The sequence below is a fragment of the Streptomyces phytophilus genome (assembly GCF_013870535.1).
Lineage (GTDB): Bacteria > Actinomycetota > Actinomycetes > Streptomycetales > Streptomycetaceae > Streptomyces > Streptomyces phytophilus.
Window position 1 is genome coordinate 1 of record NZ_JACBXC010001221.1, and the last position, 1,777, is coordinate 1,777.

Genomic DNA, 1,777 nt, shown 5'->3' on the forward strand with positions numbered 1-1,777 from the left:
CCGGGCGCGTCCGGTGCCGTGCTGTGCTCCGTCATCTCGTACGTCCTGTCGTACCTCTTGACTGGGATCCGGCCGCTCCGCAAGCTAACCGAATGATCGGTCGGGCCACAAGGGGAGTCAGGTGGTGCAGCACATGACCGCGCCGCACGACGGCACGACGGTGTTCGCGGCCGACGCCGCCGCCCGCCGCCACGGCATCGAGCTGCTGGAGGCCGCGCCGGGCGCCGCGACGCTGCGGATGGCGGTCACTGCGGAGATGGCCAACGGCCACGGCATCGCCCACGGCGGCTACGTCTTCCTCCTCGCGGACACCGCCTTCGCCTGCGCCTGCAACAGCCGCGGCGTCGCCGTCGCGGCGGGCGCGGACATCACGTACGCGGCGCCCGCGCACGTCGGCGACGTGCTGGTGGCGCGGGCGGAGGAGCGGGTGCGCTTCGGGCGGAACGGGGTCTACGACGTGAGCGTGCTGCGCGGCGCCGAGGTGATCGCGGAGTTCCGGGGCCGGAGCCGTATCGTCCGCGACCCGGCGACGGGGACGACCCGGGACACCGCGGCGAACGGCGGGCACCACGGCGCAGGCGACGAGAACGGCCCGGAGGGACGAGCGTGAGCGACACCACGACCGGCAGCCCCGCCCCCCTGCTCGACGCGGGCGAGCGCATGACTCCCGGCGAACTCGGCGCGTACCAGCTCGACCGCCTCCGCGCCACGCTCCGCCGCGCCTACGACAACGTCCCCCTCCACCGCCGCAGGTTCGACGCCGCCGGCGTCACCCCCGACGACTGCCGCACCCTCGCCGACCTCGCCCGCTTCCCCTTCACCACGAAGGACGACCTCCGCGAGGACTACCCCTTCGGGATGTTCGCCGTCCCCGTCGCCGACGTCCGCCGCCTGCACGCCTCCAGCGGCACCACCGGCCTGCCCACCGTCGTCGGCTACACGGCGGCCGACCTCGACATCTGGTCCGGGCTCGTCGCCCGCTCCATCCGTGCCGCGGGCGGCCGGCCCGGCCACCGGGTGCATGTCGCGTACGGCTACGGGCTGTTCACCGGCGGCCTCGGCGCCCACTACGGCGCCGAGCGCCTCGGCTGCACCGTCATCCCCGCCTCCGGCGGGATGACCGCGCGGCAGGTGCAGCTCATCCGGGACTTCGCGCCCGAGGTCATCATGGTCACGCCCTCCTACATGCTCACGATCATCGACGAGTTCGAGCGCCAGGGCATCGACCCGCGTACCAGCTCGCTGCGCGTCGGCATCTTCGGCGCCGAGCCGTGGACGGAGGAGATGCGCCACGAGATCGAGGAGCGGGCCGGGCTGGACGCGGTGGACATCTACGGCCTGTCGGAGGTGATCGGGCCCGGCGTCGCGCAGGAGTGCGTGGAGACCAAGGACGGGCTGCACGTGTGGGAGGACCACTTCCTGCCGGAGGTCGTGGATCCGGTCACGGGCGAGGTGATGCCCGCGGGCGAGGGCGGCGAGCTGGTGTTCACGTCGCTGACGAAGGAGGCCGTGCCCGTCGTCCGCTACCGCACCCGCGACCTCAGCCGGCTGCTGCCGGGCACGGCGCGGCCGGCGTTCCGGCGGATGGAGAAGGTCACCGGCCGCTGCGACGACATGATCATCCTGCGCGGGGTGAACGTCTTCCCGAGCCAGATCGAGGAGATCGTGCTCCGCACGCCGGGCGTGGCCCCGCACTTCCAGCTGCGGCTGACCCGCCGAGGGCGTCTCGACCGCATGACGGTACGGGCCGAGGCCCGGCCGGGGGCGCCGGTGGAGC

General features: G+C 73.7%; 2 protein-coding genes. Both read left to right on the forward strand.

Going from position 1 to position 1,777, the window contains the following annotated elements; all coding sequences use genetic code 11:
• The first annotated feature begins 121 nt into the window (after nt 1–121).
• Nucleotides 122–610, forward strand: coding sequence for a hydroxyphenylacetyl-CoA thioesterase PaaI (paaI, locus tag H5J30_RS30970; protein ID WP_181790817.1), 489 nt, complete (start codon nt 122–124; stop codon nt 608–610).
• A gap of 50 nt (nt 611–660) precedes the next feature.
• Nucleotides 661–1,777, forward strand: a 1,117-nt coding sequence (locus H5J30_RS30975; RefSeq protein WP_220189532.1) for an AMP-binding protein, incomplete at its 3' end; no start/stop codon positions are given.